Here is a 24,241-nt window from a genome sequence, read left to right as displayed (position 1 = left end):
CTCATATGGTGAACGCTTCGCACACTACCTTACTAGCCACAGAACATCCCTATGTATGAGGACTTCAACACTTAGTAAATTCTTACAGCTGCATCGCAACTTACTTACAAAGTGGTGCATTCTTGCTGGCGAATCTAAGAAGAGTAAAGGTAGATGTAACGAAGCTTTCGACGGACGATTAGGGGTTTGGGTGCTGGGAGTCGCATTGGAGATGCTGATATTTCTAATATCTTTTACCTGAGCAACATCCAGAAGGTGCAGCTGTGGGCGATCCATGCGGAACAGAAGCGAACCCCAGCTCGGATTTGGAGAAGTTCGCAAGGTCGAATGTTATCTTGTTGCTACTTTCGACCACCTACCCAGTCGTGACCTCGGTAACCACCTCCATGGGTGCGGCTTTTCGAGAAGGGGTATCTTTGGACTAAGACTGCTGCTGCAGATAAGAAAGAGCAAGTCACGTAACTTCCTTGGGGTAAAGCAACGGGGAGTTTGGTCTAAGGATGCTTACTAGATGTCAGCATCAACATTACTAGTTGAAGGTGGTTGCGAATTGCCCAGAGTCTTTGGCTCTAAAGGGCTCTAACGTCGCACGAACCGATCCTACGTGCTGCGCCCTCGGCAGGACTCGAACCTGCGCACCTGGCTCCGGAGGCCAGTGCTCTATCCGCTGAGCTACGAGGGCTTTATGGTCAGTCTAGCTGTTTGATGGACGATATCGGGGATTGTATCTACTTGTAAAGATCTAGTGGTCCCGTCCGCCCTCAGTGGATGTCCGTCAAAGAGTCCCTCCTAAGAAGGTTGACGGTTTTGCGGAGCTGATCTTCGGCTATAGCGTCTCCGGTCTACGTCGTGCACTTAGCTAGGAGCGAGTCTCCTTCAAAGATCGAATACGCCGCTTGTCGGTGAGTAGATGTGGATCTCGGTGTCGTTCAGCTACACGAGCTCCCCCAGCTCACCAGTTTAGAACGACAGATTCATGGATTTGTAAGCCGGCTTGTTACGGATCGCTCAGGCTAAGTGGTCCTCTTGTCAGATTCACGACCCCGGGGCTTTAGGCTATGTGCAAAAGTTGCACCCAAAGGCTTTGGCAAGGAGGAGAGATGTTACGGTGGGAGCTCCAGCTTCATGCTCTTGTTGAGGCTGCTCTAAGTGAGATTGGCGTGGATCTCGAAGGCGTTGAATTTGCAGTTGAGCGTCCCCAAGTGGACTCCTTTGGAGACTTCTCTACAAATGCAGCCTTAGTAACCTTCAAGAAAATGAGCAAAAGCCCAAGAGATCTTGCCAATCAGGTAATCGGCACCAAAGCGTTCGCTGAGTTTCCTCACGTACAGTCCTACGAGATCGCAGGTCCTGGATTTATCAACTTTTATATGAAGCCGTCGCATCTATACAGCCAGATCGTTGAGGTGCTTGCAGAGAAGGAGGAGAACTTTGCGAGGAGCGATCTCGGAAAAGATGAAAAGGTACAGGTAGAGTTCGTCTCCGCAAACCCTACTGGCCCCTTGCATATCGGGAATGGCTGGTGGGCGGCGTACGGTGATGCACTCTCGAGGGTACTTAAGCGTTGTGGTTACGACGTCTCAAAGGAGTACTACGTCAATGATACCGGTGGGCAGATACGTAGTCTTGGGAGATCGATACTGTCGCGTAAGGCGGGAACCAGCCCACCTGAAGACGGTTATCAAGGGCGCTACGTTGTTGACCTGGCTAATCGATACGAAGGCGAACTTGAAGATGAGGCTGCGGGCAGGTGGGCGGCCTCTGTGATTATAAGTGAGATAAAGCAGTCTTTGGAGAGTTTTGGGGTGCACTTCGACGTATGGTACTCCCAAGCCTCGATCGAGGAGTCCGGCGCAGTGGAAGAGACGATCGCTGAGCTTGATTCTAAGGGGTACGTCTACGAGAACGACGGAGCTCTGTGGTTGAAGTCGACTGAACTTGGAGATGCACGCGACAGGGTGTTGAGAAAGTCCAACGGCGACTTCACTTATCTGGCCGGAGATATTGCCTATCATCGCAACAAGTTTCTAGTGAGGCACTTCGATCGGGTGATAGACATATTTGGAGCGGACCATCATGGTCAAGTTGCCTCCCAAAAAGCGGCTATGAAAGCGTTGGGGATCGATCCAAGTCGGCTTGAGATACTTCTTGGTCAGATGGTCTCGGTGATGGAGTCAAATGAAGTGGTCAAGATGTCCAAAAGAGCAGGCACGTCGATCCCCCTATCTTTTGTAGTTGAAAAGATAGGAGTCTCAGCTACAAGAATTCTCTGTCTTTCTTCTTCTTTAGACAAAGCAACGGTTTTGGATTTGAATAAAGCAGTTGAGCGCTCGATGGAAAATCCGGCTTTCTATGTTCAGTACGCCCATGCCCGAATTTTCTCGTTGTTGAAAAACGCGTCTGAACGAGGTCTGACGCTCGATGCGTCATTAGAAGTGAACCTTTCACCTCTGTCACACCCTCGGGAGATAAGGCTCATGAAAGATATAACCATGCTTCCGGAGGTCGTCGAGGTGGCAGCTAGGGAGCGGGCTCCGCACAAAGTGGCGACATGGCTAAAGGCCTTAGCCGCAAGTTTCCATGGCTTTTACCACGACTGTCCTGTATTAGCAGAGGGGGTAGACCTCACTTTGGCCACTTCGAGACTGGCACTTGTCAGAGCAACTCAGATTGCCCTGAGGGTTGGCTTAGACCTAGTAGGTGCCGAGGCCGTGGAGGAGATGTAGATGGATAGCTCGAGTCATGGTCCAAGGGCTGTTCCTTGGCACCTATTTCCTGACGGAGCGGGGGTGGATAGTCGAGGGGAGTTGCTAATTCATGGCTTATCGGTTACCGAACTGGCGCAAGAGATGGCTACCCCACTTTTCGTTTACGACGAGCAACAAATAAGGTCGAGGTTTCAAGAGGCCAAGAAAAACTTCTCGGGAAAGATAGCATACGCTGCGAAGGCCTTTTTTTGTAAAGCTATGGCAGAGATAGTCGCAGATGAAGAGATACACCTAGACGCAGCCTCAATGGGTGAGATATACGTCGCCCTATCGGGCGGCGTGGATCCATCAAAGATCGTATTCCATGGAAACAACAAGTCTCTCACAGAACTTAGGTTTGCCGTTGAACAGAAGGTGGGGCTCATCGTTGTCGACTCATTCGACGAGATCGAGAGATTAGAAAAACTTGCTACCTTTCCGCTCCGTGTGGGCGTACGCATTACTCCTGGAATTGAGGCACATACCCATGAGTTCATTCGTACCGGTCAGGACGACTCGAAGTTTGGGTTCAACGTGCAAAACGGTGACGCAGCGACTGCGATATCGATGTTGTCGAGGTCACCAAAGTTCGACATGATAGCCGTTCACGCACACATCGGTTCGCAGATCTTCTCGCTCAGTTCCTTCCGACAGGAGGTCGAGGTCTTAAGCACCTTTCTTGCCGGCGTCGAGGTGGAGGATGTTATCTTAGGAGGCGGTCTTGGCGTGGCCTATCTTAGAGACGAGAGGGCACCTTCGATCAAAGAGTGGGTGCAGGTGATAGACGATGCCGGAAGACGTAGCGGACTTTCAAAGGGCAGATCTCTCGTGATAGAACCGGGCCGTTCGATTGTAGCGACTGCCGGGTTGACACTTTATGAGGTAGGTACGATCAAGAGGATCCCCGGGGTTAGAGACTATATCTCCGTAGATGGTGGTATGAGTGACAACCCTAGGCCGGTACTATACGGCAGTGGCTATGAAGCGCTGGCAGCTAAACGCCTGTTCGACAGTCACGACACAAGGTTTTCGGTTGCAGGTAAGCACTGCGAGTCGGGCGATGTGGTTGTAAGAGACGCGAAGCTACCCTCCGATATCTCGGTGGGGGAGCTGATAGTGACTCCGGTGACCGGAGCTTACGGGTTCTCAATGAGTTCAAACTACAACAAGGTTACGCGCCCGGCTGTTATATTTGTTGATCAAAGTGGATATCGCGTCGTCGTAAGGCGTGAGACGCTAGAGGACCTCGTTCGTAACGATATCTAATGAAAACTTACCCTGGGAGGTCTGCTTGAAGATTGGGTTGCTTGGATGCGGCAACGTTGGCTCTGCGTTTGTCAAGATTCTTATCGATAACGGCGACTCGATAAAAGAGAGAATTGGAGAGAATCTAGAGATCTCCAAGATTTTAGTTCGTGATCTAAATAGAGAACGTGATCCGTGGATAAACACGGAACTGCTTACCACAGAGGCAGAGAGTATCGTCGGAGATCCAGAGATCGACATAGTTGTAGAGGTGATGGGCGATCTAAACCCTTCCAAGAGTCTCATAGAGGCATCTCTTCGCAGAGGTAAGTCGGTGGTAACGGCTAACAAGGCTCTTCTTGCAGAACACTACTTCGAGATCGAAGAGCTGGCTGAACAGGTCGGACGCGACGTGTTCTTTGAAGCAGCGGTTGCTGGAGGTATACCGCTTATTCGCTCCCTTAGGGTCTCCTTGGTTGGAGAGAGGCTCTCAAGGGTAACAGGGATAGTAAATGGAACTACCAACTTTATCCTTACAAGGATGCACGAGGAGTCTTTGGCCTTTGAAGAGGCGTTAGCAATGGCGCAAAGGCTCGGCTACGCAGAAGCCGATCCCCGAGCCGATCTAGAGGGCTATGACGCTGCAGCCAAGGCTGCTATCCTCTCGTCGATAGCCTTTGGTATGAAGGTCAGATTTCAAGATGTGTTGTGTGAAGGTATATCAAACCTCACGGCGAAAGACGTTGAGTTTGCTTCAAGGCACGGGTTTGTTATAAAGCTCATAGCAGAATGCGCAAGGGTGCAGTACGAGAACTCTCAAAGACTTTCCGTTCGGGTGTTCCCAGCGCTACTTCCTGCTACTCACCCACTTAGCTCTGTCAGGGACGCGTTCAACGCCATCTTCGTTGAAGGAGAAGCCGTTGGGGAGCTCATGTTTTACGGACGAGGAGCTGGTGGTTTGCCCACTGCGTCAGCCGTTATGGGGGACGTGATAGATGCTGCTCAAAATCTCCATTACGGTTCAACGGAGAGACGGTTACGACGCAGAGAGGTTAAGGTAGTACCGCTTGATGCCTTAGAGTCAAACTTCTATGTGGCAATCGAAGTGGCAGACAAACCTGGTGTGTTAGCCAAGGTAGCTACCGTATTTGGTGAATGCGGCGTCTCGATCGCTTCGATGGAGCAGATCGGTCTTGGAGAAGAGGCGAGACTTGTGTTTCTCACACACAGTGCCAAAGAGAGATCGATGGTTTTGACTTTGGATGCTCTGGCGCAGCTCGACTCGGTCAGGAAGATCCATAGATATCTGCGTGTAATTGATGGTTAGATACGGTTCAGAAAGCGGAGGTTACCTGGTGAAGGAGGCAGAGTGGGATCGGGGTTCCGCCCTTGGGTGGCCTGGGGTGATCGACGCTTATCGTAGTTTTATGCCGGTTCCAAAAGATGCGGAGGTGATTACTCTTGGCGAAGGTGGAACCCCGCTTCGCTTTGCTCCGAGACTCTCTTCCCTTAAAGGTGTTGATGTATATCTGAAGTTCGAAGGCGCCAACCCAACGGGATCTTTCAAAGACCGAGGCATGACCGTCGCTATTACTATGGCCAAGTATAACGGTGCAAGAGCAGTTGTATGTGCCTCCACCGGCAATACCTCTGCTGCCTCCGCAGCTTATGCAGCGAGGGCGGGTCTTAAAAGCGTAGTTCTGATTCCCTCTGGTTACATAGCGTTAGGAAAACTTGCCCAAGCGCTCATATACGGAGCAAAGGTCGTCCAGATCAAGGGTAACTTCGATCGTGCTCTTGAGATAGTGCGAGATCTCGGTGAAACCGGAGTCGTAACGGTGGTTAACTCCATTAATCCTTTACGTATAGAGGGACAAAAGACCGGAGCCTTTGAGATCGTCGATGCACTAGGTGCTGCTCCGACACATCACTTTATACCTGTTGGTAACGCTGGAAATATTACCGCCTACTGGAAGGGGTACGGTGAGTACAAAAGTTGCGGCAGGTCTTCATCTTTGCCAAAGATGATGGGTTTTCAAGCCGAAGGTGCTGCTCCAATAGTAAAAGGCGAAGTGGTTCCCAACCCTGACACTGTGGCGACTGCAATACGCATAGGAAATCCGGCCTCTTGGAACGGAGCTATAGCTGCTGCGTCGGAGTCTGGAGGATCTATCGACTCAGTCTCGGACAAAGAGATTCTTGCGGCTTATACCTACCTAGCTAGGGAGGAGTCGATATTTTGTGAGCCCGCCTCGGCTGCATCGGTAGCGGGTCTGCTCAAGACTGATCTTCCAAAGGGATCGACTGTGGTGTGCGTTCTTACAGGTAATGGACTAAAGGATCCAGACACTGCGATCACTCAGATAGAGGTTCCTGAGGCTGTGGAGGCGACCCTGGATGCGATATTGACGGAGGCGGGAATCTAGACCGATATTGGTAGCGTGCGTACGAGACTTAGAGGGCAACTTTAATGTGAATCAATTAATAAGACGGAAGTTTTATCGAGCCGTGTAAATTATAAGTGTCCTTCGGTTGGCTATACACGAAGAGGATAAAGGCCTTTTGTAAAGTTGCCACAACAAGACCCCTCGGCGCAAGGCATTCCAAGCTGTATGGTTTGATAGTGCGCACTGGCTTCCAAAGGGTTACCCAATGATGATGTGAGGTGTGGATGAGCACTGTTGCTCAGGTGGATCGTTCTGATCTAGAAAAAATGGAAAAAGACCGTCTCCTTGCCATAGGTAAAGAGCTTCAGCTAAAGGTGAGTACAAGGAATAAAAAGGCTGACATTATTGACATGATCATGTCAGCGGCTCTTGGCCCACAGTCTAAGACAGACGGAGACTCCAGCCGAGAGGCTTTAGGTGGGGGAGAAAACGGGTCCGATGGACCCTCTAAGAGATCTCGTCGATCTTCTACGAACGGTAAGAGCGAGCAGATGGAATTGGAACAGGGAGCTATGCCCATTGCTCCATCTTCTGCGAGGGCCGCTGAGAGTCAATCGGGGTCCTCGGCAGGATCGTTGCCGCTGTTTCCTCCGATAACGGTAGTTCCCAAGACAAAGAGCAAGGTGACGGAGAAACCCGCCGTGGAGGTGGAGCCCAAGATGGAGTCGGTTGACTCCCTTCCACCTTCTCCCACAGAGGTGCAAACAGCTTCTCAAGAGACGACGTCAAAGGATAACTCACAAAGTCCAAGTCCAGGTGAAGCAGTCTCAAGACCAGAAGGAGACGGTGGGTCTAGAAGGTCGAGGAGACGGAGGGGTAGAGACGGTAGCAGAGGACAGGACCGGGGCGAGACAACTCAGGCGGAGCAAGCGATCCCGGTTGAACTGACGGACGTAGCTGGAGTGCTTGACCTTAGAGATGAGGGGTTTGGCTTCATCCGAGCAAACGGCTACCTGCCTTCACCAAAAGATATCTATGTCTCTGCGGCGATAGTCCGTCGATACGGCTTGAGAAAGGGTGACTATCTGGTTGGAGGTGCCCGGCCCGCGAACGCTAACGAAAAGTATTCGGCGATTGTGAGAGTGGATCAGGTCTCAGGAACGGATCCGGAGGAGTCAAAGTCGCGGCCAAGGTTTGAAGACCTGACACCTCTGTTCCCAGACGAGAACCTAAGGCTCGAGAGTAAACCAGGCGAAGTGTCCAAAGACTTTGCTGGCAACTTGACTGCGAGAATCATCGACCTTATCTCTCCGATAGGCAAAGGTCAAAGAGGTCTCATCGTGTCGCCTCCCAAAGCAGGGAAGACGACCATTATGAAGCAGCTTGCGCACGCCATTGAGACGAACAATCCAGAGGTGCATCTTATGTTTCTCTTGGTTGACGAAAGGCCGGAAGAGGTTACCGATATCCGCCGGTCGGTGCAGGGCGAAGTAGTTGCATCCACTTTTGACAGGCCCGCTGAGGAACACACTGTGGTTGCAGAGTTGGCGATCGAGCGGGCGAAGAGGATGGTTGAAAAAGGAAGAGACGTAGTGATCATGTTAGACGGAATCACTCGTCTCGCAAGAGCCTACAACCTTGCGCAGCCAGCGACTGGGCGGATTATGTCAGGTGGAGTCGACTCCGGAGCCCTCTATCCACCTAAGAAGTTCTTTGGAGCGGCCCGAAACGTCGAAGAAGGCGGTTCCCTCACCATTTTGGCCACGGCTCTTGTCGAGACCGGTTCGAAGATGGATGAAGTAATCTTCGAAGAGTTCAAGGGAACGGGAAATATGGAACTAAAACTCGATCGTCGATTGGCCGAACGTCGACTTTATCCAGCGATAGATGTAAATGCGTCCTCGACCCGACACGAAGAGCTCTTGTTTACGCGAGAAGAGCTAAATCTTGTGTGGAAGCTGCGAAGAGTAATGAACGCTTTAGCGGCAGAGGGATCTTCGGCCCCAGCGCTCGAACTTTTGATCGACAAGATAAAGTCGACTCGATCTAATGCAGAGTTTTTGGCGGAGATTCAAAAGAGTCCCGTCGGATAGGGACTATTGTTTGTTGATCTAGGAGGAACAGAGAGATGAAAGCTGATATTCACCCAAACTATGTAACCTGTACAGTTACCTGCTCATGTGGAAATGTGTTTGTTACCCGTTCGACCAAACCAGAACTGCACGTTGAACTTTGTAACGAGTGCCATCCTTACTACACGGGGAAGCAGAAGCTCGTTGACACCGGTGGGCGAGTGGAGAGATTCCAGCGCAGATACGGTGACAGGTCTAAAAGAGCGTCGAAGTAAGTCCGCTCGTCATAGTGCTCGTAGAGCGATAGTACTATCTATATGGAGAATGCGCCAAGCGACCCAGTCTCTTGGGTGATCAGGAGTAGGGTACCCCCAGAGAAGGTCAAGCTATCGCAAGGATCCTTAGGGCGGTACGTAGAGATCTACGACTCTGAGGCCTACGTTGCATATGTAAGGTTTGAAGATCTCCTTACGACGTTGTCGCGAGTCCTGGCTAGCACGCACCTTGTGCATACAGCAACACTTTGCAGGTTGCCCGGCAGTTTTGAGCTAGAGGACTATCCACAAAGCACCGTTGCGATTAGTGCATCGTTTGTGGACCTAAAGGTTGCGCTGTCAAAGTTCGACATGTATTTAAAGGGGGAAGAATTCGCTCCTAAGAGCGTCCCACGACAGAAGTCTGATCCATGGTCAGGTGAGAGTCGCTATGGAACGCTTCGAGAACTGGCTGTCGAGTTCGACTTGGAGTTGTCTCGATACAACGATGGAGTTAGCGCGCATTATCTCGGATTAGAGGTGGCACGTCAGATGAACGGTTCTGACTCTATCATGGTTGGAAGCTCTGAGCGGGACAGACAGGCACGGGAGCTTATGTTCGTCGATGGCTACGACGTGGTGGAAGAGCTCGACCGAGCGCTCTGCTTCATCAAAGAGGTTAGAAGATCTACGAGTTTTCATCCACTGGCGACTGCGGCCCGAGATCGATGGTTGAGGTCACTGGTAGTGAAAACTCCAGAACTTGTAGATGCGCAAGAGGTGAATCCTTTCGAACTTGGCTCTATAGATGACGTCTCCCCGAGGTGTTATGCTTACGCGACTTACCGCAACGGCAACCGCTCTTTGTTGTGTTTTACAAAAGGGCCAGATGTGGTCGCACCCTTGGAGGCGCAGGTTGTGCTGGCGTATCTGAAACGTAGCTTCGTCACCACGCCGTCGGTGGACAACGTGGTATTCGTTTTTCAAAGACGAGATGTTACAAAGGCCTTCGAATCGATCGTTTCACGATCTCGTGAGCCCTTTGAGGTTGTGGAGACCTCTGAACGATGGTTTGATATTTAGGAGATGAGGAAGAAGTGCTAGCCGACAAGATGGAGGAGTTCGAAGAGGAGTATCAAAGAGTAGTCGAGGACCTTTCCGACCCTAAGGTGTTTTCGGACCAGAAGAAGGCCCGAGAGCTTTCTCGCCGACACAAAGAGTTGGAGGCGATAGTGGAAGCGTTTCGAGTCTTAAAGTCATACACCGAGGATCTCCAGGCGGCAAAGGCTATGTACCTAGACTCATCTGGTGCAGATAGAGAGTTTCTGCGTGAGGAGATAGACGAACTCGAAGCGAAGTGTCGGCGGGCTGAGGAGAGTCTTGAGCTATTGTTGCTTCCGAAAGACCCAAACGACGGTCGCAACGTGATCGTTGAGATACGCGGTGCAGAAGGAGGCGAGGAAGCTAACCTTTTTGCGAAAGATCTGGCTGACATGTATCTCAGGTACGCTGACAAGCGCGGCTGGAAGGTCGAGATGCTCTCTGAGGACCCATCTGATATGGGAGGATACAACTCAGTGACTCTCTTGATAAAAGGGGAAGATGCTTGGAGGCGTCTCAAACATGAAGGCGGACCTCACAGGGTGCAGAGGGTTCCGGTTACCGAGTCACAAGGCAGGGTACACACCTCCTCCGCTACCGTATCGGTGTTGCCAGAGGCAGATGAGGTTGAAGTTGATATCGATCCGAATGATCTGCGTATAGACGTCTATCGTTCCACTGGTCCTGGGGGACAGTCGGTGAATACCACCGATTCAGCAGTGAGGATTACCCATATTCCGACGGGTTTAGTCGTAGCGATGCAGGATGAAAAGAGCCAGATTCAAAACCGGGCAAAGGCGATGCAGGTCCTGCGAGCAAGGCTTTTGAAGATGGAGCAAGACCGAATCAGTGAAGAGGCGTCTCAGGCTCGAAAGTCTCAGATCGGTGGAGGAGGTCGGTCTGAGAAGATTCGAACTTACAACTTCAAAGAGAATCGGGTGACCGATCACCGTATTAAGTTGACTCTTTACAAGTTGGATCAGGTCCTTCTTGGCGAACTCGATGAGATTGTGGACGCTCTCCTTCTTGATGAGAGAACCCGAGAACTAGATGAAGCACGTTCACAGGGATAGAATGCATGATAGGAGCGTTGAACTCCTTGGAGAACTAGGTCTAACTGCTACCCAGCACCGATGGATCAAATTAGAGTTAGAGCGACGCATTCGGGCTCATGTGCTGCAAGAACGGGACTCGGGCAACTGGTTGGATCAGGTGAAAAGTCGCCTCTTAGCAGGAGAGCCGTTGCAGTATGTCTTGGGTAACTGGGACTTCAGGCAGATCACCCTGGAAGTTGACTCTAGAGTTCTCATTCCAAGACCTGAGACTGAGCTCATCGTAGATATTGCGCTAGAACAACTTTCAAAGTTTCGTACACACCAACCAGGGGAAGATCTGAGGGTCATAGAGGTGGGCGTAGGAAGCGGAGCGGTGTCTTTGTCGATCGCAAAGGAGTTTGATGGAGTAGATGTTATTGGTACCGAGATCTCCGCCGAGGCGCTTGAGGTGGCACAAAGTAACCTGCGATCTCTCCACAAAACGATTCTTTTTGAGAGAGAATCTACAGTGTCGTTTCATCTTGGGTCATTCTTCGATCCAGTCAGCGAGGAGCTACGAGGTAAAGTGCACGTTATCGTGACCAACCCACCTTATCTTTCAGAGGAGCTGTACCTCAGCGCTTCTAGATCGGTGAGGGAGTATGAGCCCAGTATCGCTCTAACTCCAGGTCCAACCGGCCTTGAGGCAATCGAGGCGATAGCAACAGAGGCTCCGAGGTGGCTTAGAGTCAACGGGGTATTGGTGACGGAGATCTCACCTGAGCAGAGCAGCTGCGTCCAAGAAATTTTTCGTGACAACGAATTTGGATCGGTGCACGTTGTGGAGGACCTTACAAACAGGGCAAGATTTGTCGTTGGAGCTTTGAAGGGGTGAGATCTTGGTAGAAAAAGTCACGATCTGCAACGTTAGGTCTGACTCTGAAGAGGTGTTTCAGTCTCAAGTAGACGCTGTCCAAACGATAGTAGATAAGCTGAGAGATGGCGCTGTGGTTGTTCTGCCTACCGACACGGTCTATGGAGTAGCGTCTCTGGCCTCTTTGGACGAGTCGGTGATGGCGATCTTTGAGCTGAAACAAAGACCAATCGATAAAGCATTGCCTATCTTGGTGTCAGGGGTTCAAGACGTGGTTAACGTTCTCGGACTTAGGGATAAAGCCCAGGTCAGCCGACTTGAACGGTTAGCGTCTGAGCTGTGGCCAGGAGCACTTACGTGCGTGGTGACCTCAGAGTCTCGACTTTCAAGAGGCGTGCAAAAAGACGATGGATCGATCGCTGTGAGATCTCCGGGGAAAAGCTTTGCCGCTCTAATAGCAGCCGAGGTTCCTATCGCCTGCACTTCAGCGAATGTGAGCGGGAGAGATCCCGCCGTGACCTTCGACGATGCAAAGGCTCTAGCTATTGGCTTTGCGTCGGTAGGGTACCACCGAAATCGAGATCTTTTGGTCGTGGGTGACTCTACTTCGATGATGGAGATGCCATCCACCTTGGTCGATATTCGATCAGATGAGGTCAAAGTCCTAAGAGATGGTCCCATTAGCCTCATGGAGATTCAAAGAGTCATCAGCTCATAATCCTCTCAAACCTAGCAACTTCAGGTTTGATCGACGGTTAGCTTAGATGAAAGCGCTTGCACGACAGAATTTCAGCCTCTCGAAGATACAGGCGTTTGTCTTGGTTGGCTAGGATTGTTAGCTAGCGTCGAGGAGGTTTAGATGTCGGACAGTACTTTAGTGGGAGGTCATCTTCGCAGTGATGACCCGGAGTTGGCAAGCCTCATAGATGAAGAGACAAAGAGGCAGAGTACAACGCTTCAACTGATAGCGTCGGAGAACTTTACCTCCCTAGCGGTGATGGAGGCGACAGCCTCTGTGCTTACCAACAAGTACTCAGAAGGCTATCCGGGTAAGCGCTACTACGGCGGTAATCAGATCATAGACAAGGTGGAGACGCTAGCGATAGAGCGCCTCAAGCGCTTGTTTAATGCTCCTTGGGCAAATGTGCAGCCACACAGCGGCGCAAACGCAAATGCAGCGGTCTACTTTGCACTACTCAAACCTCAAGATACTGTATTGGCTATGCGTCTTGATCAGGGGGGCCATCTTACCCACGGCTCACCGGTGAACTTCTCCGGTCAGCTCTACAACTTTGTAGGTTACGGGGTTACAGATAAAGGAGACGGCGGAGAGACTATCAACTTTGACAACATGTATGAACTTGCCCTCAAGCACAGGCCCAAGCTGATCGTTGCTGGAGCTACAGCCTATCCTAGGGTGATCACTGTGGATCGCGTTAGGGAGATCGCGGATGAGGTCGGAGCGATGGTGATGTTCGACGCCGCTCACGTGGCAGGGCTAATCGCCGCCGGTGTCTATCCTAATCCGCTGTATACCTCTAGTGGGGGAAAGGGCGCAGATGTAGTAACTTTCACCACTCATAAGACACTAAGAGGTCCAAGAGGTGGAGCTATAGTTGGTCACGAGGAGCATGGTTCAGTGATTGATAGGGCGCTGTTCCCCGGCTTCCAGGGTGGTCCGCTAGAAAATACGATAGCTGCAAAAGCGGTAGCCTTTCTTGAGGCTCTACAACCTGAGTTTCGCCTCTACCAAGAGCAGGTAGTGAGGAACGCACGGGCCTTTGCAGATGCGCTTGAGAGACAGGGCTTTCGGCTTGTTTCGGGCGGAACGGATACTCATCTTTTACTCGTTGATCTTCAGAGTTTTGACCCCGAACTCTCGGGAAAGGTTGCGCAGGAGGCACTCGATCGGGCTGGGATCACCTGCAATCGCAATCAAATTCCAGGCGATCCTAGATCTCCATTTGTAACATCTGGTCTGCGATTTGGAACTGCGGCCATGACGACGACTGGTATGGAGGAGGAGCAGATGAGACAGGTGGCGGAGTTTATAGCGACCGCTCTGCGCAAAAGAGAGGACGAATCTGAGGTCACCCGGGTAAGAGCTGAGGTTGAGGCTCTCTGTTTGAAGTTCCCCCCTCCTTTCCTGAAGAAGTAGGTAGGAGGCCTTTTCTTGGACTATGTGTCCGTAGCGGTCGTCGCCGCCCTGGTTACATATTCATCTACATTTATTGTACGCAAAGGGTCTCAAAGACTCGGATTTGTTGTGAAACCGGGCGGAAGAATGATCCACACTCAGCCAACCCCAACCCTTGGCGGTGTGGCTATGTTTGTGGGTTTCATCGTCGCTATGGCAGTGGCCCGACTTCTTCCTGGGTTGGGAGGTGTATTTACCGGTTCCTCCGAGCCACTTGGAGTGGCATTGGCGGGTCTGGTCATCGTGGTGGTTGGTGCCTTGGACGATATTTTCGACGTATCTGCTCCAGCGAAACTTGCGGGTCAGATACTCTCATCTTCGGTTCTTTGGGTCTTTGGCGTCACAATGTTTTGGTTCAAGCTGCCTTTTGCTGGGATAGTGGTGCTTTCTGCATCCCTCACGCCGCTGTTGACAGCCTTCTGGGTTGTGGCGATGGAAAACGCAGTTAACTTGATAGACGGTTTGGACGGTTTGGCCGCAGGAATAGTAGCGATAGCATCCTTGGCCTTTGGGGTCTACTCGTTGAAGCTTCAATCCTCAGGACAGCTTCCTCCCACCTCGTTAGGTCCATTGGTTGCGTTCTTGGCCTTTGGAATCTGCGTCGGCTTTTTGCCCCACAACATGCATAGAGCCAAGATCTTTATGGGCGACACAGGAGCGATGTTCTTGGGTCTTCTAATGGCGGCATCAACCTCTGTAGTGGGGGGTCGAACGTCAAACGTAGCAGATCAGACCTTCTTTTTCTTTGCTCCCTTGGTCATTCCCTTTGTGATTCTTGGTGTGCCGATGTTGGACATGGTCTTTGCTGTTATCAGGCGGACCGCTAGAAGAACCAAGGTCTCCTCACCGGACAAGGAGCATCTGCATCATCGCCTTATGCAGATGGGTCATGGACACAGTCGCTCTGTAATAATTCTTTGGGGCTGGACCTCTGTGTTGGCTCTTGTGGCTTTAGTTCCCACCTTTGTGAGTGAGACCAAAGCGATAGTTCCTGCGGTCATTGTGCTGATAGCCGTCATACTTTGGATCATGTTGCACCCAAGCTCCTCTACGGGAGCTTTACATGCAAAAGCGTCTTGGCTTCAAAAGAGATCGCTCCAGCGTAACAGTCAAAAGAAAGCTGGCCACGGGAATTATTTTCCGGACCTTTCAGCGGGTGACAGCGAGAGCGCCGCATCAGTTTCAGGGGAAGCTAGACGATTAGATACCTAAAGAGGCGATGCTGTCTTAGAGATCGATCGTTTCAGGAATTTGTCGCTATGAGCCAGCGGGTAAGAAGGGAACTTACAAGAAAGGGACTGTCTTCATGTATTGTATCAAAGACGGTCGTTAGGTGGTGTGTGGATGTCGAGACTTATCGTTGCTCTGATGCGACAGCTAAAAAATCCGTTGCAGGTCCCAGAGGGAGGCTCTAACGCTCCTATCACAGACGCAGTATCTGTCTTGGTTGAACAGGTTGGCGTAGTGGTAGTCACGGCACTTATAGGGTGGTGGCTGGCTTCGGTCTTGGGAAGCATATGGTACTTTGTAGGTGCGGTGATCTTTGGTGCTGTTGGATCCGTGCTCCGTGCCTATTATCGGACCAAGCTAGAGATGGACGAGGCTGTGAATACCTTCAAAGCAAGCACCTCGAGAAGGTCCTCCACTGTAGTTGACAGCGGCTTTAGTGGTCTACTTGAAGGCATCGAAGGTCACGGTCTCTTAGATAGCGAGGAGCAGTGAGAATAAGTTGGCTATAACTTGCGCTACCTATAAGTTTAGTGATAGTTTGAAAGCTGGTTTGAGTCCGGTCGGCAGTTGCGGCGGATTTGCTTAGAAGGATGTATGAGTGCCCGGTAATCTAAGTGCTGAAAGCGGAAGTGATGTAGAGCTGGTCCTTGGAAAGCAGCTCATCTTCTACTCACTCATAACCGGTGTAGCTGTCGTTGGTATTGCATATGTTATATACGGTCAACACGGCTTATACTCTGCCGCTTACGGTGCAACTTTGGTGGTAATTAATTTCCTAATCGCTACAAGACTGCTCATGACAGGCGCTAGGATTTCTCCGGTTGCTTTGATGGCATCTGCCGTTGGAGCTCTGTTTGTTGACTTGGCTCTGTTAACGGTGGGAACGTTGCCGGTTGTAAAGGCTGACTGGATGAACATAGAGGTTTACGGAGGAGCACTGATTATTACTCACCTTGTAGCCGTTGGTCTAATGGCTAGGAAAGTTACCGGGAAACTTGCTTACTCTGGTTTGAAACCTTCGAAGAGGAGAGCGTAGACATGCACCTGCTAGGGAGCATAAACTTCCCTCCAATTGGGGAGTTGCTGAACTGGAAGGCTATTTTATTTAGTGGTTCCGCCTTTTCTTTGAACAAAATCGGCTTGATAACCCTGGCGGCGGCCCTTATAACCTTTGCGATGTTTGGACTCGCTGGTCGAAAGGCGAAGCTCGTACCTACCGGTCTTCAAAATGTTGTCGAGTACGCAGTAGACTTCGTCACTAACCTGATCGTACTTGACGCGATGGGTCCCGAAGGTATCGTTTGGGTACCGTGGCTTGTAGGTATGTTCTTCTTCATACTTTTTAGCAATCTCTTCGAGGTGATACCTTTCATCCAGATGCCAGCTACTGCGAGAACATCGGTGACCATACCTTTGGCTCTTATCTCGTATATTACCTTTGTAGCGGTCGGTATCAAGAAGCAGGGCTTAGGTCGATACTTCAAGTCCTCACTTGTACCTAAGGGAGTACCCGTCGCCCTCCTTCCGCTGCTCATACCTCTGGAGTTCCTCTCTACGTTTATTGTGAGGCCCTTTGCTCTCGCAATCCGTCTCTGCGGTAACATGCTGGCGGGACACCTCTTGCTTGTTACCTTTGCGATACTTTCAGAGGCTCTGTTTGTAAAAAGTCTGCTTCTGATCGCTCTTCCTCTTCCCTTTGCAATGCTTGTAGTGGTGACTGGATACGAGATATTTGTAAGTGCGCTTCAAGCATTTATCTTCACAACTCTCACGGCGGTCTACATAGGGGAGGCGATGGCGGGCGATCATTGATAGTGCGACGTGCGGTCTGATGGTTATGCCGCAGACTACATGTCTGTAGATAAAACTGTTGAGTCAAAAGTTTCTCGATAGCCCTAGCGTTTCTAGTTGGCTATTAGGGAGTGTAAGTCGGGAGATCAGGTCGGTCTCCTTTAGCAACCAGCAGGAGGAAACTGGGTGTTTCATTCAATGCTTGCGGTTACAGTCGCAGCTGTTTCGAACGTGAACCTAAGAAAGGGTTTAGCGGAGCTTGGTTCAGGTCTTGCGTATGGCTTGGCTGCATTAGGACCTGGCATAGGTATCGGTATTATCTTTGGTCAGGCGGTCTCGGCTATAGCTCGGCAGCCTGAGATGACAGGGCCGGTTCGTGGTCTTGCGTTTGTCGGCTTTGCTTTGGCCGAGGCGTTAGCTCTTATTGGTTTCGTGGTATTTATTCTTCTGAAGTACACCGGCTGATGGATAACTTTATATTCGGAGCTAATCAGGCGTTCAACCCCATTTTGCCAGCGACTGGCGAGATAATCTGGTCGGTTGTATCTTTTGCTTTACTCCTCTTTCTCCTAGGGAAGTTTGCTTTTCCGCCGGTGAAGAAGATTATGGCGGAGAGAACAGCGAAAATCCGCAATGATATTGAGGGAGCCGAAAAGGCGCGTCTGGAGGCCGAGAGGGTTTTGGCGGAGTACAGAACGCAGCTCGAGGAGGCTCGCAAGGAGGCGAATCGTCTCGTCGAGGAGGCGCGAAAGACCGCTGGTCTTGTGCGTGAGGAACTATTGGCCAAAGCCCACGAAGAGGCGGCAGAGATCAAAAGGCGCGCCGAAGAGTCACTTCAGATTGAGAAAGAGCGTGCGATGAGCGAGCTTAGAGCTTCTGTTGGAGATCTAGCTGTGGAGTTGGCTTCAAGGATCATCGCTTACGAGGTGGATCGTCGAAGTGTTGATCCATTGGTTGAGCAGTTCCTGGCTGAGTCAGGTGTGGGCTCGAAGTGAGAGAGTGGATCCTCGGCTATGCCCTTGGGGTAAGAGCCATTGCGCAGTCAACAGAAGTTCTCGGCACAGTAAGAGGAGACGTTGACTCTGCGGTCAGCGTAATAGAAAGTTCAGACGAGCTACTCTCTGTGCTAAGCGACGCAAGCTATCAGCCTGCGGACCGTGCTTCGTTGGTGCGCGATATCTTCGCAGGGAGGGTGCGCTCAGCTCTAGCGGTTGAGCTGCTTGCTGAGGCAGTTAGAGAAGAGGTTCCAGGGGACCTAAAACACACCCTTAGGGATCTTCCCCCTATATTCTCTTCCGAGTTCCAGCCGGACAAGATTGGCTTCTCCTCTACCCGCAAGAGGGTGGAAGGTTATGCCTTGGCCCGTGTTCGCCTGGGCGGGGACGCTGTGGATTTAGAGCGCTGTGAGAATGATATCTTTGCTGTGGCACGCACGATTGAAAAAATTGGATCATTGAGGCGAATTCTTTCGGGTGTGGGATCTAATGCGCTGTTGCGATCCCAGCTTGTAACTGATCTCTTTGAACGACGCGTGTGTCAAGTAGCACTAGAGCTGCTGAACTTTGCAGTTCAGACCTCTCGAGTACGAGACATAGTTGAGCTTTTGGACGATCTAGTAGCGCTTTTATCTGCGGAACGGGGTAAGACGATTGCGGACGTGAGATCTGCGAGAGAGTTGTCAGAGTCCGCCAAGAGTTCACTTTTAGACGTCCTGCAGGGTATCACAGCGAGAAACTTAGAGCTTCGGGACAGAGTTCAGCCAGATCTGGTCGCTGGTGTGGTGGCTCTCGTTGGAGATACTTTGTTCGATGTTAGTGCACGTAGAAGACTAGAAGAAGTTCGTTCGCTGGTGGCGGATGCTGTCCACTAGTTATTTGTTGGGAGACGTAATTGGCTGATTTTACTATCGACTCAGAAGAGATCTCTGAAGCTATAAAGCGGCGACTGTCGGACTACAAGCCTTCACTCGCTGGCGAGGAGGTTGGACGAGTTCTCGAACTCGGAGATGGAATTGCGCGAGTGTCAGGACTACCCTCAGTGGCCGTGAATGAGTTGCTCAACTTTGAGCGTGGAGCTGTTGGGCTAGCTCTCAATTTGGATGAAGATACTATCGGGGCGGTTCTACTCGGCTCAGCTAACTCGGTTGAAGAGGGTGAGTTTGTAAGATCGTCGGGGTCAATCCTTTCTGTACCGGTCGGTAATGGACTATTGGGACGCGTTGTTAACGCACTTGGAGAACCCATCGACGATAAGGGTCCGATTGACTACGAGTTGACCCGTAGGCTAGAGGTCCAAGCCCCAGGTATCGTTGACCGGCAGCCAGTGAGCGAACCGATGCAGACGGGCATAAAGGCCATTGATACGATGTGTCCTATAGGCAGGGGCCAACGAGAGTTGATAATCGGAGACCGAAAGACTGGAAAGACATCGGTGGCTCTTGACACTATCATCAATCAAAAAGGCAATGGAGTCAAGTGTATCTACGTGGCGATCGGTCAAAAAGGTTCCACGGTTGCGTCAGCCGTTGCAACTCTGGAAGAACACGGGGCGTTAGAGCATACGGTCGTAGTGGTTGCTACAGCCGACGAACCAGCTCCCTTCAAGTATTTAGCTCCTTACGCGGGTTGCGCAATGGGACAACACTGGATGGAGAACGGCGAACATGCTCTAATTGTCTACGATGACCTGTCAAAGCAGGCTGAGGCTTACCGTCAACTAGCGTTGTTGCTTCGGCGACCACCAGGACGAGAGGCTTACCCTGGCGATGTGTTCTACCTTCACTCCCGACTCTTAGAGAGGGCTGCAAAGCTCTCTGATGAAAAAGGTGGAGGATCTCTCACTGCCCTTCCAATCATCGAGACTAAAGAAGGGGACATTTCAGCGTATATCCCAACTAACGTGATCTCGATCACGGACGGTCAGGTGTTCTTAGATACCGATCTTTTCTACTCTGGTGTATTGCCTGCTATCAACGTGGGAACTTCAGTTTCGCGAGTCGGAGGTGCTGCCCAGATTAAGGCCATGAAAGAGGTGGCCGGAAACCTTAGGATCGATCTGGCACAGTTTAGGGAGCTAGAGGCGTTTGCCGCGTTTGGCTCCGAGCTCGATAAGATCTCGCAAGCTCAGCTCGATAGGGGATATCGACTAACTGAACTGCTAAAGCAGACTCAAAACTCGCCCGTTCCAGTTGAAGAGCAGGTTGTTACAATTTTCATGGGAACTTCTGGTCTACTCGACGATATTGCGGTAGAAGACGTCCGAAGGTTCGTAGATGATGCTCTCGACTTTATGCGCGTCAGACACGGTTCGTTACTCGAGTCGATTAGAGAGTCGGGGAAGCTCCCAGACAGGGACGATCTATCTAAGGCTGTGGAAGAGTTCAAGGCCCAGTTTCAGCCGTCAGCGGGTAAGGGCTAGGGGAAGAAGAGTTGGCCGGCGGACAGGAACGTACGCTTCGTCGCAAGATCAAAAGCGTCCAGTCAACGAAGAAGATCACAAAGGCGATGGAGCTTATTGCTGCTTCGAGGATCCAGAAAGCCATTTCAAGGATGGCGAATGCGAGGCCATATTATAGGGAGATCTCCGAGATCGTAAGAGATCTAGTAAGAGCTGCGTCTCTGCCGAAGAATCCTTACACCGAACCATCAGGTAGCCTTGGCGTCTCGGTGGTGATCTCGGTGACCTCGGATCGCGGTCTTTGTGGGATCTACAACTCTTCGGTTCTAAGAGCAACAGAACGTCTCTCGGAGTCTTTGTCTGCAAAGGGTTCGAAGGTTGAGATCGTCGGAGTAGGGAAAAAGGCTCAAAATTTCTTCAAATTTCAAGAGATCAAAGTTGCCACGCAGGTAAATGGGGTTACTGAGACGCCTACTTATGTTCAGGCTATGTACATATTAGGGTCGGTTCTTGATCGTTATGAGCGTGGTGAGGTGTCAGAGGTCTACATCATCTCCCATCGATTTGTCTCAATAGGGGTCCAGAACTTGGAGACTACTCAGCTTCTTCCTATCTCCAAAGAACAGCTTGAGGCTGATGCATCTAAGTCTTCAGGCAGTTTTGACTTTGAGTTCGAACCTTCGAGGGAAGCGATCGTTGTGCCACTTTTCCGTCAGTTTACTCTTGCACGTCTTTTTGCGTTGTTGCTGGAGGCTTCAGCTGCGGAGTACGCATACCGCCAAAGAGCTATGAAGTCTGCGAGTGAAAATGCAGAAGAGCTTTCACGCCGCTATCGGAGACTTTTGAACAGGGCGCGACAAGACTCCATCACCACTGAGATAATGGAGATCGTCGGCGGTGCAGAGGCTCTAAAGGGCGGAGAGGGTCTTGATGATAGAGACTGAGCTCAAGATGGTTTTGTTAGTTTCTGTAGGTTTTGGAAGAGGTTGAGATGAGTGCGACTGTAGAAGAGATGACGCAACGAGTTATGGAAGACGGACGGGTCGTTGCGGTAACGGGACCCGTTGTGGACGTGGAGTTTCCGCCAGCGTCTATACCCGACATTTTTGAAGCGTTGAGGATGGACGTAGAGGTCGATGGGAAGAACGTCGTAATTATGCTCGAGGTGGCACGACAGATCGGGGAAGGCAGGGTGCGTTGTATCGCACTAAAGCCGACCGACGGCTTGCGGCGCGGGACGGTAGTGAAGAGGACTGGCGCTGGTATCAAGGTTCCGGTGGGGGACGGCGTTCTTGGCCACGTGTTTAATGTGGTTGGTAACGTGCTAGATCGTAATCCCCTCGAAAACGTAGAGGATCATTGGGAGATTCACAGACCTGCTCCTAGCTTTGCAGCTCTTGAGCCCAGAGCCAAGATGTTCGAGACTGGCATCAAGGTAATCGATCTTCTTGAGCCCTACGTTGAGGGTGGAAAGGTCGGTCTCTTTGGGGGTGCCGGAGTGGGCAAAACGGTGTTGATTATGGAGATGATTAACAGGGTCGCCCAGCAACACGGAGGAGTGTCGGTCTTTGCTGGAGTTGGGGAGAGGACTCGTGAGGGTACGGATCTCTGGATCGAGATGCAAGAGTCTGGGGTTATCAACAAAGCTGCGTTGGTATATGGCCAGATGGACGAACCACCTGGTGTTCGTTTGCGAGTTGCCTTGTCTGCCCTGACAATGGCGGAGTACTTTAGGGATGTGAAAAATCAAGATGTCCTGCTCTTCATCGACAACATTTTCAGATTTGTGCAGGCGGGATCCGAAGTATCTGCTCTGCTCGGACGTCTACCATCGGCAGTAGGCTATCAGCCCACACTTGCAGACGAGATGGGAGAGTTGCAGGAGCGTATTACCTCCACAAAGGGTCGCTCGATTACATCTCTGCAAGCTGTTTACGTGCCGGCTGACGACTATACCGATCCTGCTCCTTTTACCACCTTTACACACCTTGATGCGACGACTGAACTCTCAAGACAGATCGCTTCTTTGGGAATTTATCCAGCTGTTGACCCCTTGGCTTCGAGCTCGAACATATTGGCTCCCCATATCGTCGGTGAACGGCACTACGAGGTGGCTCGTAGGGTACAGAGGATCCTGCAGAGAAACAAAGAGCTCCAAGACATCATTGCCATCTTGGGGATCGATGAGCTTTCTGAGGAAGATCGAGTAATTGTTGCGCGAGCTCGAAAGATACAACGCTTCTTATCTCAGCCATTCTTTGTCGGTGAGGTGTTTACTGGGCTAAAGGGAATCTACGTTCCTATATCGGAGACGATCGAATCGTTTGAAGCTTTGGTCAACGGCGAGCTTGATCACGTTCCAGAACAGGCTTTTATGAACGTCGGCGGTGTCGAGGGTGTATTGGCTAAGGCTAAAGCTCTTCAAGAGGGTGCGTAGTGGCAAGTAGTTTCCCATTTGCTCTTGTCTCTCCAGAGAGAGTCGTATTCGAAGGAGATGTGAGGGCGGTGACTCTTAGAAGTGGTGGGGGTGATATCACTTTCATGGCTGGTCATGCACCCTTTATCGGCTTGGTGGAGACCTGCGCGATGCGTATCGAGTTGGAGGACGGCTCGGTGTCCATGGCGGCGGTTGATGGAGGGTTCGTTAGAGCGGCTATGAATAAGGTTAGTGTCGTCACCTCCTCAGCCGAGCTGGCAACAGAGATAGAGGCCGAGACGGTATTACACATGAGAAGTGAGGCTGAGCGAGCACTAAGTGAGGGAGACGAAGAGCTTGGAAACCGCCTGATGAGGTCAGCTAAGGTACGGATGGAGTTGGCGGAGATCTCGGACTAAGCCGGTGCGACGTAGGCTTGGGGTGGTGATAACACCACCCATCTCAACTGTGCAGATGGTAAGGGGGTTGCAAAGCGCCATTGGCCTGCGTGGGGTTAAACATATCCAGCCTCACATCACACTCATCCCCCCCTTTAACTCCACATTTGAGATGAGTGAGCATATCTCGGTGGCGATAGGTGAGATTGCAATAGAGACTGAACCCTTTGAGGTTGAGTTGGGTGAGATCTCAACCTTTACAGGTCGTGGAGATGTTTTGTTTTACAAGGTGACTATTGGTGATGACAGGCTCAAGCATCTCTTTGGGACTCTAATGGATACGGGACTTTTCAAGGCGCCAGAACGTCCTTTCGTCCCACACGTAACTGTCGCAGTTGATATGGAGGCTAGCAAAGTAGCTAGCGCTATCTCTCTTTTTGATCCAACGCCTCTTAGGTTCTTTTCGGACACTATCGATCTACTTGAGAGACCCCCTAGGTCATCTTGGACTACCGCTGAACGATTTGTTTTAGGCGTGGGTTTCAAAAGAGTTATCTCAAACGTCAGACTAAGTGTTTATCTGCAAAAGGGAGTGCCGTTGCGCACCTTCGAGCAAAGGATGCTCGCTTCGGATTTCCTGGCCGCTACAGAGGATAAGGGTATGTCAATGGTTGCCGACTATGGGGTTGAGAACCTACTTACAACAATCTGCGTAGCCGGCGACGTTGTAGTTGGTTCTTTAGTGGTTCGACTCCTAACCCAACTTTCGCAACAACCCCACATCTATCCAGGTAGATGGGCTAGTAGGGGTTGGCTTGGACACTACAAATGGGCCGCAGTGGTCTTGATTCTCTTTAAGGGATCTCTGACACCCAAGAGGGCGTAGATCTCACGATGTGTTGGCTCTGGGACGGAGGAGACGCGAAGGTGGGTCACCACCCCTTGGTCGTTGGTGAGCATGAGGGTGCTCCTCACGTGAGAAGCGACCTGTTCCTTGATGGTTTGCCAGCTTCGTTTGTCACCTTGGGTGCGTAACGTCAGCTCAATGGCTGAAAGCAGATGATAGGCAAGGACGGAGATGAACAGATGGGCTGCGCAT

24 protein-coding genes and 1 tRNA gene are annotated in these 24,241 nt (G+C 51.1%); 24 read left to right on the top strand and 1 reads right to left on the bottom strand.

The features are described 5' to 3' along the window. Positions 1–263: 263 nt before the first annotated feature. A complete protein-coding gene (locus BUA24_RS12470) occupies positions 264–425 on the top strand; it encodes a hypothetical protein (protein WP_178138730.1) in 162 nt (53 codons plus the stop codon). A 185-nt stretch (positions 426–610) separates the two neighbouring features. On the opposite strand, the gene BUA24_RS06270 is transcribed toward BUA24_RS12470, so the two are convergent. Beyond that, positions 611–682: transfer RNA gene (locus BUA24_RS06270), tRNA-Arg, on the bottom strand. Positions 683–1,100: 418 nt separating this feature from the next. On the opposite strand from BUA24_RS06270, the gene argS reads away from it, so the two are divergent. The 23 genes from argS to BUA24_RS06155 all read left to right on the top strand — a co-directional run bounded on the left by argS (position 1,101) and on the right by BUA24_RS06155 (position 24,028). After that, entirely contained in the window at positions 1,101–2,726 is a 1,626-nt protein-coding gene (argS, locus tag BUA24_RS06265; protein WP_072790090.1) for an arginine--tRNA ligase, read from the top strand. Next, complete coding sequence (lysA, locus tag BUA24_RS06260) at positions 2,727–4,013, top strand: diaminopimelate decarboxylase (protein ID WP_084660256.1); 1,287 nt, start codon at positions 2,727–2,729, stop codon at positions 4,011–4,013. It abuts the gene before it with no gap. Between the two features lie 25 nt (positions 4,014–4,038). Next, positions 4,039–5,319, top strand: a complete 1,281-nt coding sequence (locus BUA24_RS06255; protein WP_218587422.1) for a homoserine dehydrogenase — start codon at positions 4,039–4,041, stop codon at positions 5,317–5,319. 28 nt (positions 5,320–5,347) lie between these two features. Beyond that, entirely contained in the window at positions 5,348–6,418 is a 1,071-nt protein-coding gene (gene thrC, locus BUA24_RS06250; RefSeq protein WP_072790159.1) for a threonine synthase, read from the top strand. A gap of 245 nt (positions 6,419–6,663) precedes the next feature. Further along, positions 6,664–8,472, top strand: coding sequence for a transcription termination factor Rho (rho, locus tag BUA24_RS06245; protein ID WP_072790085.1), 1,809 nt, complete (start codon positions 6,664–6,666; stop codon positions 8,470–8,472). A 35-nt stretch (positions 8,473–8,507) separates the two neighbouring features. Next, positions 8,508–8,726: a 50S ribosomal protein L31 gene (rpmE, locus tag BUA24_RS06240; protein ID WP_072790082.1), complete on the top strand. Its 219-nt coding sequence runs from the start codon at positions 8,508–8,510 to the stop codon at positions 8,724–8,726. Positions 8,727–8,768: 42 nt separating this feature from the next. Continuing rightward, complete coding sequence (locus tag BUA24_RS06235; RefSeq protein ID WP_072790079.1) at positions 8,769–9,788, top strand: hypothetical protein; 1,020 nt, start codon at positions 8,769–8,771, stop codon at positions 9,786–9,788. 14 nt (positions 9,789–9,802) lie between these two features. Then, positions 9,803–10,879 (top strand): peptide chain release factor 1, encoded by a 1,077-nt coding sequence (gene prfA, locus BUA24_RS06230; RefSeq protein ID WP_143146424.1) that lies wholly within the window; start codon positions 9,803–9,805, stop codon positions 10,877–10,879. A gap of 1 nt (position 10,880) precedes the next feature. Further along, the gene (prmC, locus tag BUA24_RS06225; protein WP_072790077.1) at positions 10,881–11,735 is read left to right on the top strand and encodes a peptide chain release factor N(5)-glutamine methyltransferase; all 855 of its coding nucleotides are present in this window, start codon (positions 10,881–10,883) and stop codon (positions 11,733–11,735) included. Between the two features lie 4 nt (positions 11,736–11,739). Beyond that, positions 11,740–12,432 carry an L-threonylcarbamoyladenylate synthase gene (locus tag BUA24_RS06220; RefSeq protein WP_072790071.1) on the top strand — a complete coding sequence of 231 codons (693 nt, stop codon included), beginning with the start codon at positions 11,740–11,742 and terminating at the stop codon, positions 12,430–12,432. A gap of 141 nt (positions 12,433–12,573) precedes the next feature. Beyond that, a complete protein-coding gene (locus tag BUA24_RS06215) occupies positions 12,574–13,872 on the top strand; it encodes a serine hydroxymethyltransferase (RefSeq protein ID WP_072790068.1) in 1,299 nt (432 codons plus the stop codon). A gap of 24 nt (positions 13,873–13,896) precedes the next feature. Next, positions 13,897–15,123, top strand: a complete 1,227-nt coding sequence (locus tag BUA24_RS06210; protein ID WP_245790330.1) for an MraY family glycosyltransferase — start codon at positions 13,897–13,899, stop codon at positions 15,121–15,123. Between the two features lie 132 nt (positions 15,124–15,255). Further along, positions 15,256–15,633 carry a hypothetical protein gene (locus BUA24_RS06205; protein WP_072790062.1) on the top strand — a complete coding sequence of 126 codons (378 nt, stop codon included), beginning with the start codon at positions 15,256–15,258 and terminating at the stop codon, positions 15,631–15,633. Positions 15,634–15,739: 106 nt separating this feature from the next. Beyond that, positions 15,740–16,177 (top strand): hypothetical protein, encoded by a 438-nt coding sequence (locus BUA24_RS06200; protein ID WP_072790059.1) that lies wholly within the window; start codon positions 15,740–15,742, stop codon positions 16,175–16,177. Between the two features lie 2 nt (positions 16,178–16,179). Continuing rightward, entirely contained in the window at positions 16,180–16,953 is a 774-nt protein-coding gene (gene atpB, locus BUA24_RS06195; RefSeq protein ID WP_084660252.1) for a F0F1 ATP synthase subunit A, read from the top strand. A gap of 177 nt (positions 16,954–17,130) precedes the next feature. Beyond that, positions 17,131–17,397 (top strand): ATP synthase F0 subunit C, encoded by a 267-nt coding sequence (gene atpE, locus BUA24_RS06190; RefSeq protein WP_084660251.1) that lies wholly within the window; start codon positions 17,131–17,133, stop codon positions 17,395–17,397. Continuing rightward, positions 17,397–17,927, top strand: coding sequence for a F0F1 ATP synthase subunit B (atpF, locus tag BUA24_RS06185; protein ID WP_072790056.1), 531 nt, complete (start codon positions 17,397–17,399; stop codon positions 17,925–17,927). Before atpE ends, atpF begins: the two co-directional genes overlap by 1 nt. After that, positions 17,924–18,802: an ATP synthase F1 subunit delta gene (gene atpH, locus BUA24_RS06180; RefSeq protein ID WP_072790053.1), complete on the top strand. Its 879-nt coding sequence runs from the start codon at positions 17,924–17,926 to the stop codon at positions 18,800–18,802. Before atpF ends, atpH begins: the two co-directional genes overlap by 4 nt. A 20-nt stretch (positions 18,803–18,822) precedes the next feature. After that, positions 18,823–20,349 carry a F0F1 ATP synthase subunit alpha gene (atpA, locus tag BUA24_RS06175; protein WP_072790050.1) on the top strand — a complete coding sequence of 509 codons (1,527 nt, stop codon included), beginning with the start codon at positions 18,823–18,825 and terminating at the stop codon, positions 20,347–20,349. An 11-nt stretch (positions 20,350–20,360) separates the two neighbouring features. Beyond that, on the top strand, positions 20,361–21,272 hold the full coding sequence (gene atpG / locus BUA24_RS06170; protein WP_072790047.1) for an ATP synthase F1 subunit gamma: 912 nt from the start codon (positions 20,361–20,363) through the stop codon (positions 21,270–21,272). 32 nt (positions 21,273–21,304) lie between these two features. Further along, the gene (atpD, locus tag BUA24_RS06165) at positions 21,305–22,765 is read left to right on the top strand and encodes a F0F1 ATP synthase subunit beta (protein ID WP_272867290.1); all 1,461 of its coding nucleotides are present in this window, start codon (positions 21,305–21,307) and stop codon (positions 22,763–22,765) included. Further along, positions 22,765–23,163, top strand: coding sequence for an ATP synthase F1 subunit epsilon (gene atpC, locus BUA24_RS06160; protein WP_072790045.1), 399 nt, complete (start codon positions 22,765–22,767; stop codon positions 23,161–23,163). Before atpD ends, atpC begins: the two co-directional genes overlap by 1 nt. Positions 23,164–23,218: 55 nt before the next feature. Continuing rightward, positions 23,219–24,028, top strand: coding sequence for a 2'-5' RNA ligase family protein (locus BUA24_RS06155; RefSeq protein WP_245790326.1), 810 nt, complete (start codon positions 23,219–23,221; stop codon positions 24,026–24,028). Positions 24,029–24,241 lie beyond the last annotated feature (213 nt).

Origin of the sequence: Ferrithrix thermotolerans DSM 19514, assembly GCF_900128965.1 — a bacterium.
Lineage (GTDB): Bacteria > Actinomycetota > Acidimicrobiia > Acidimicrobiales > Acidimicrobiaceae > Ferrithrix > Ferrithrix thermotolerans.
This window is presented reverse-complemented; position numbering and strand designations above follow the sequence as displayed.

What these genes read in the sequence shown, in the direction of transcription:
- argS (WP_072790090.1), top strand. Translation starts at nt 1,101, where the DNA reads ATGTTACGGTGGGAGCTCCAGCTTCATGCTCTTGTTGAGGCTGCTCTA.
- lysA (WP_084660256.1), top strand. Translation starts at nt 2,727, where the DNA reads ATGGATAGCTCGAGTCATGGTCCAAGGGCTGTTCCTTGGCACCTATTT.
- rho (WP_072790085.1), top strand. Translation starts at nt 6,664, where the DNA reads ATGAGCACTGTTGCTCAGGTGGATCGTTCTGATCTAGAAAAAATGGAA.
- rpmE (WP_072790082.1), top strand. Translation starts at nt 8,508, where the DNA reads ATGAAAGCTGATATTCACCCAAACTATGTAACCTGTACAGTTACCTGC.
- BUA24_RS06235 (WP_072790079.1), top strand. Translation starts at nt 8,769, where the DNA reads ATGGAGAATGCGCCAAGCGACCCAGTCTCTTGGGTGATCAGGAGTAGG.
- prmC (WP_072790077.1), top strand. Translation starts at nt 10,881, where the DNA reads ATGCATGATAGGAGCGTTGAACTCCTTGGAGAACTAGGTCTAACTGCT.
- BUA24_RS06215 (WP_072790068.1), top strand. Translation starts at nt 12,574, where the DNA reads ATGTCGGACAGTACTTTAGTGGGAGGTCATCTTCGCAGTGATGACCCG.
- BUA24_RS06205 (WP_072790062.1), top strand. Translation starts at nt 15,256, where the DNA reads ATGTCGAGACTTATCGTTGCTCTGATGCGACAGCTAAAAAATCCGTTG.
- atpB (WP_084660252.1), top strand. Translation starts at nt 16,180, where the DNA reads ATGCACCTGCTAGGGAGCATAAACTTCCCTCCAATTGGGGAGTTGCTG.
- atpE (WP_084660251.1), top strand. Translation starts at nt 17,131, where the DNA reads ATGCTTGCGGTTACAGTCGCAGCTGTTTCGAACGTGAACCTAAGAAAG.
- atpF (WP_072790056.1), top strand. Translation starts at nt 17,397, where the DNA reads ATGGATAACTTTATATTCGGAGCTAATCAGGCGTTCAACCCCATTTTG.
- BUA24_RS06155 (WP_245790326.1), top strand. Translation starts at nt 23,219, where the DNA reads ATGGTAAGGGGGTTGCAAAGCGCCATTGGCCTGCGTGGGGTTAAACAT.